This is a genomic window from Roseiflexus sp. (assembly GCF_057785375.1).
This window is the reverse complement of the sequence record NZ_JBYNRX010000017.1, coordinates 1-6,387: the sequence shown is the minus strand read 5'-3', so window position 1 is coordinate 6,387 and position 6,387 is coordinate 1. Positions and strand designations below refer to the sequence as shown.

Sequence of the window (6,387 nt, the reverse complement as noted above, 5' to 3'; positions counted from 1 at the left end):
GAGAAGGGGGAGTCAGGGCATCCTGATGCCCGGAGCGGTTGGCGTTGGCTGAGCCTGTCGAAGCCAACGCCAACCGCTCCACAGATGCAGGCGTGATTGTCCAGGTTGAGATTGATCTCCCTATTAGCCCGCAGCTTATGGTTTTTGAGAAAATAATCCAGCATCGCCAGGTCCAACCCGTGCAGGCGGGCTTCGCAACCGCAGCCCGCGACTTTAGCCGCCGGGCGGATGGAATCAGGGGAAGAGGCGTCCTGCCGCCTGAATCGGCGTGGGCTGAGCCTGTCGGAGCCCACGCCCGCTTTGCGAGAGTCTCGGCACACTCATCGATCCCTTACCTCTGGCTTCTCGACCACGATAAAGTAACTTCCAGAACGCAACCAACCGAACAGTCGCAGGTCGAGTTCCATCAGCAGAGTCACTGCCAGGAGCGCATAGTAGACCAACCCGCGGCGCTGGAGGCGGGTGCGCATTCGCTGCCGCGCCCGGATCTCGCGCGCTGTGCCTTCGCCAACCGGGGCGCTGTTGCCGGCTTGCGCAGCGCCGTTGCGTCGTATCTGCTCTTTCCGGCTGCGCCCCATGATCGCTTCACCAAGTTTCATCAGCACGTGTTCGACGAAACTGGTCGCCACGCTGTTCCAGAATACGACGCGCACCGGGCGCAACCCGGCGCGCTGCATGGCGTCCAGCACATCTTCCCAGGTCTCCAGCGCCTTGATATGGTCCGACTTGCGCCGCGCCTCGCGTGCAAAGTCGTAGACGCCGGCGCGGACGAACTGCCGCCCAAGCCAGCGGCTTGCCTCGACCAGCGGTTGCAGGCGCGACGGCTCGCGTGTATTCGAGAAGATCAGGAATCGCCCGCCAGGACGCAGCACGCGCGCCGTTTCGCGGAGGTAGGCATCGATCACGTCGCGCGGGAAATGTTCGAGCACATCGATCGAGAACGCTTTGTCGAACATGCCATCGGCGAACGGCAACCGGCGCGCATCCCCCTGGATGAGCGCGACGGTTTTCACTGCGTCGTCGGCGAACAACGTCGCCGGATCGACGCCAACCATCAGACGCACGCGGTCGGCGTTCCAGGCGGCGAACTTGCCGTTGCCGCAGCCGCTGTCGAGCACGACATCGGTCGGTTGCAGGTCGAGCAGGCGCTGCAATGCCCGATTGCGCACTCCAGCCGCGAGCAGCGGCGGCGCCAGATCGCGGTAGTCGAGTTCGTGCGCCAGTTCCTCTTCTTCGCTGACGTACTTCGACACATACCCGAACGCCACGCCGCGCGGCATAAAGTCAATGTACCCGTCGCGGCGCGGATACGCAGCATTGCACGCCGCACACGCCACGCCGCCGTCGGTCACGATCAGGTCGCGCGAACCGCACGTCGGGCACTGGAGCAGGCGGTAAAGGTCGTAAGGAACCATATGGCGCATCACCATGACAAAACTGGCACTTGCGCGCCCCCCGTCTCTTCGGCTAGAATAGAGGTGCGCAGGCGCGCCAGAGGATACCATCAGATTGGCGCCTGCGCAAATTGGTTTCGTGTGACCTCTTGTTTTCTGCCCACGGCAGCGTTGACCGTGGAGTGCGCAGCGGAATCTGCGCGACATGCTCTGCTCGCACTGGCGGCAGGGGCCTCAGTCCCGCGCGGGATGGGGTGCAGGGGCAAGGGGTGGAGTAAGTGAGGGTGTATGTTACATACGTGGAAGGTGGACGAAGGTGTCCGCGTCCGACCGCGAACCAGGCCGGCGAAGGGATGTATCGGCATTCGCATCCGGCCATTCCGGCGAACGGACGAAGAGTATGCGGCAGTCGCGGCAATCGTTGCGCGCGCGCCTGCCAGTGAGATTTGTGATTTTGAGTACACGAATCCCGCAGATCTCCGCGCATTCGATGAGGTATTCGCCCCCGACGCTCCGCCGCGTCGCTATGTCGCTGTGGCGTCTGACGGCGCCATTATCGGGTATGCGCACACATTCCCCACGACCTGGATCGCCGAGCCAGGCGGATTCTGGGCGGCAGTCCGCGTCCTGCCCGCCTACCGGCGCCTGACGATTGGGCGGCAGTTGCTCGCCCGCGCGCTTGGCGAGGCGCACGCTGCCGGCGGCCTTTTCGCGCTGGCGCAGGTGCGCGAACAACTGGCGGACGCCACCGATTTCGCCGAGCAAACCGGTTTCAGCGAAATGCTGCGCAGTTGGGAACTGCGCCTCGACACGCGCACCGTCGATGTGGCGCCGCTCCGTCGCTACGTCGAACGCGCCGGGGAGTCCGGCATCCGCCTGACGACGCTCGCCGAACTGCGCGATACCGATCCCGGCTGGCTGCCGAAACTGCATGCGCTGCACTTCACGCTCAACCGTGACGTGCCGCTTCCCGATGCGCCCAACATCACGCTCGAATGGTTCGAGCGCTTCGCGCTGACCTGCCCGGAGGCGTTCTTCGTCGCACTCGACGGTGACCGCTACATCGGCGAAAGCGTCATGCACCCCGACGAGCGGCAACCCGGCCTGCTTAACCAGCATCTGACCGGGGTGCTGCGCGATTACCGCGGGCGCGGCGTGGCTATGGCGCTCAAGGTGTTGACCATCGCCTATGCGCAGACCCACGGCTACACGCAGATCAGCACCTGGGTCGAATCGACCAACGCCAGTATGCTGGCGATCAACGAACGCCTCGGATTCACGCGCCATTCGGGTATGGTGGTGTACCGCCAGGATTTGACGTGAGGGGGCTTGTTTCCTCACCCCCAACCCCCTCTCCAGCATCGCTGGAGAGGGGGCTACGGGTGCGAAGCCCGCCTGCGCACGCGGGACAGCGTCGGCGCAGGCCGACGCCCGGCGCGCCCGCGCTCCAAGGCGCGGTTTCAACCGCCAGCCAGGGTCTGTACATCCGGTATGCGGGCTGGCGAATGAATTCGCACCTGCGGAGCCTCCGGCCGGCCACCCGCCTGCGCACGCGGGACAGCGTCGGCGCAGGCCGACGCCCGGCGCGCCCGCGCCCCAAGGCGCGGTTTCAACCGCCAGCCAGGGTATGCCGAAGTCCGCAGCTAGACGGCGCTCATCACCCATCACTCCCCATTCCCCATAGATCGGTTCAGGCTGAAAAGCTATTAATCCGTCCCGATCCGCCTCAATCCATGCGCATCTGCGTCCTATCGCACATGCCGCGATCTGATTGACTCTCCCTTTTCCGGTATTGTATGATGATCCCGATACACATAGATATATTGCGTCGCAGGAGCCGCCCGACCATGCCCGATTTCCCGGAGTTTCCCGACAGCCTCAAAGCCCGCCTCGCCGCCGCTGGCGTCAGCGACGCCGAGTCGCTCGCCGCTGCGCTGGCTGCCGACCCGGCGTTGCAGCGCGAGGTCGAAGAGTTCCTCGCCGAAAACGCTGGCGCCATTGCCGCTGCGCGCCAGGCGCTGCTGCTCGATGCGCTGCCGTCGATTCCCGATATGCAGCAACTCCGCGACCTGTGGCACGCGGTGCCAGCGGAGGAGGAAGATGCCTTCCTCGTCGCCGCCGAACAGCGCGCCGCTGCCGCCGACGCTGCGGGTGACGCGGCGCTCGCCGCAGTCCTGCGCGAACGCATTGATGCGCTGCATGCCTATCGCGCCGAAATCGCGCAGGAAGGCGAGTTCCTGCGCGATGCGCTCGAACGCCTGGAAGCCGCCGCGACCGATGACGACGCCTGGCAGGTCTGGCTAGGTCTGCCGGTTGAACTCAAAGAGTGGTTCCTTCGGGAAGTTGCCAGCCGCGCTGCGGAACTCGAACAAAACAATGAGCCGCAGCACGCCGAACGACTGCGCGCGGCGCATGCCCGCATGCAGGCCGAACGCGCCCGGCGCCAGGAGCAAGCCAACCATCCGGTGGCGTAGGCATTACTGGCATTCCTTCAAGCCCCGACCGACGCCGACGCTACGCGGGTGTTCAACGAGCGCCGCGATCTGTTGCAACCCTTCGAGGCGCAGCGTGAACTCGACAACCTGGCGCAGCAGGCGCCGCCGCAGGCGCAGCCGTTGCTCGCGGCGCGCGCGGCGTTGCTGCGCTCCCTGCGCGGCGCGACGCCTGAACCGCGCCCTGAGCCGCGCACCGAATCCCTGCCACGCGCGCCGGAGTCTGCGAGCGAGCGCATCTACATCAACTCGGCGCACGCCGAAGGCGGCGGCGATGCCATCGTCATCAACAACATCGTCATGGAACGGCGCTGGACCCGCCCGCGCCCGGAGCGCCTGGCAATTGATACGATTGAGCGCACCCGCGACCTGGAGCGCGTTGCGCAGATCATCGCCGAACGCGGTCAACTGGCGATCACCGGCGGGCGGCGCGCCGCGTCCGCCGCCATCCAGGGCATGCCCGGCATCGGCAAAACCGTCCTCGCGCGCCAATTGGCGCTGGCGCTGGACGAACGCTACCCCGGCGGCGTGATCTGGGAGGAGATCGGACCGGAGATTGTCGCGCCGGAAGCGGCCCAGCCCATCCTGAACCGCTGGGCGCGCTATGCGTTGACCGTGCCGCCGCAGCTGGACGACCGGATCGCCTTCGACGCCGGGGCGGTGCGCGCGCTGTTCGCCGCGCAGGGGCAGCCGCTCCTCGTCATCCTCGACAACGTCTGGTCGCTGGAGGGCATCCGCTGGCTGCGCGCGGCGCTGCCGGAGAACGCGCACCCGGTGATCACCACCCGCCTGGAGACGGTGATGGTCGGGTTGGGCGGCGGCGAATATGTGCTGGGGCTGCTGACGCAGGACGAAGCGCGCGCGCTGATCGCGCTGCGGCTGGGATGGAACGACCTGCCGCCTGAGCATCACGAGTGGGCGGACGCGCTGGCGCAGGGGGTCGGCTACCACACCCTGGCGTTGGACATCGCCATCCGCCGTTTGCGCCTCGACGCTCGCTCGCCCGACACGGAGCGCTGGCGCCAGCAGATCGAGCGGTTGCTGGGGCACATTCGCAGCGGGCAGGGGTTCGAGCGCCTGGCGCTGCCGGACAGCGAACGCAACCAGAACGTGGAAGCCGTGCTCGCCTTCAGTTATGACCACATGGATGACATTGCGCGCGCGCGCTTCCGCGCGCTTGGCGCCTTCGCGCCGGAGGCGCCGTTCGGCGCGGATGCCGCAGCGGCGCTCTGGCAGTGCGACCGCGAAGCGGCGGAGGACGGGCTGAGCGGGCTGGCGAACGCCGCGCTGCTGGAAGCGGGGGATGGCGAAGGGCGCTGGCGCCAGCACAGTCTGCTGCGCGGCTACGCGCTGGCGCTGCTGCGGCGCGAAGGCGAATACGAAGCCGCCGCGGCGCGCCACGCCGCCTTCTACGCCAACGCCATGCGCGCCGCCGACGACGCGCAGCGCTTCTACGAACTGCTCGGCGACTACCCGCACCTGCGGCACGCCTTCGCCTGGGCGATTAAGAACGACCTGGACCTGGCGCAGGACCTGATCAGCGGTAGCGCCAACCTGCAGCAAGCGCACGGGTATGGGCGCGACGCTCTGGCATGGGCTGAACAGGCGCTGGCGTGCGCCGCCCATCGCGGCACGCCGGCGCAGGTCGCACGCGCACAGGGATCGCTGGGCAACGCCCTGCAACGCGCCGCAACGCTGGCGGGGGAAGACCGCGCCGCGCGCCTGCGCGCAGCGCTGGCCGCCTATGACGCCGCCTTACGCATCTATTCCGCCGAGACCGTGCCGCTGGACTATGCGGCGACGCAGAATAACCGCGCGGTGCTGCTCAGCGACCTGGCGAGCGTGCCGGGCGAGGATCGAACGACTCGCTTGCTGGAGGCGCTCCGCGCTGGATGGACGGCGTTCAGCCTGTTTGCAGCGCTGCAACACGCTGAGTTTCAGCAGCGCGCGATGCACCAGCTTCGTGGCCTGCGCACTGCCTGCGGCGCCGGCTTTGAGACGCTGTGGGAGGCGCTGGGAGCGGGTCCGCCGCCGGCGTGGCTGGCGGTGGAGGAGGAATCCACGCCGCAACTTTCGCCTGAGGTGCTGGCGCACCTGCTGCAACGCCTGCTCGCAGCGGCGTCCGGCGAGGAGTTGCTGGACTTCTGGCGCGCGTTGCCCGCTGCACTGGAAGCGCCGCTGGCTGCCGCCGCCGAGGAATTCGCGCGGCAGGCGGAGCAGTCCGGCGATGCGGCGCTGGCGCGGGCGCTGCGCGAGCGGGCTGAAGGGCTGCGTGCGATTCGCGCCGCTGCCGACCAGCAGGCAAACCCAATGCACTAGGCTATCCAGCAGGCGTGGCAGCGTTACCTTGAACTCGTGCAGGCGGCGGAAGCGTCCGAGCATGACATTGCCGCGTGGCAGGCGGCAGTGGCGGCTGGCGAGGCGCTGCTTGCGCCGGAGTTCGCCGCCACGCCGGGGGTTGACTGGAGCGCCGTGCGTGAATTGGTTTCGTCTGCCTGCAA

The 6,387-nt window shown here is 67.4% G+C and carries 4 protein-coding genes; 3 read left to right on the top strand and 1 reads right to left on the bottom strand.

Features of this window, described 5'->3' with window-relative positions:
* Positions 1–320: 320 nt before the first annotated feature.
* Positions 321–1,415, bottom strand: a complete 1,095-nt coding sequence (locus AC3EA7_RS03120) for a methyltransferase domain-containing protein (protein ID WP_488612568.1) — start codon at positions 1,413–1,415, stop codon at positions 321–323.
* 267 nt (positions 1,416–1,682) lie between these two features.
* Between AC3EA7_RS03120 and AC3EA7_RS03115 the strand changes: the two genes are divergently transcribed.
* The 3 genes from AC3EA7_RS03115 to AC3EA7_RS03105 all read left to right on the top strand — a co-directional run bounded on the left by AC3EA7_RS03115 (position 1,683) and on the right by AC3EA7_RS03105 (position 6,205).
* Positions 1,683–2,717: a GNAT family N-acetyltransferase gene (locus AC3EA7_RS03115; protein WP_488612567.1), complete on the top strand. Its 1,035-nt coding sequence runs from the start codon at positions 1,683–1,685 to the stop codon at positions 2,715–2,717.
* Positions 2,718–3,241: 524 nt separating this feature from the next.
* A complete protein-coding gene (locus AC3EA7_RS03110; RefSeq protein ID WP_488612566.1) occupies positions 3,242–3,868 on the top strand; it encodes a hypothetical protein in 627 nt (208 codons plus the stop codon).
* A 48-nt stretch (positions 3,869–3,916) separates the two neighbouring features.
* On the top strand, positions 3,917–6,205 hold the full coding sequence (locus tag AC3EA7_RS03105; RefSeq protein ID WP_488612565.1) for an NB-ARC domain-containing protein: 2,289 nt from the start codon (positions 3,917–3,919) through the stop codon (positions 6,203–6,205).
* Positions 6,206–6,387 lie beyond the last annotated feature (182 nt).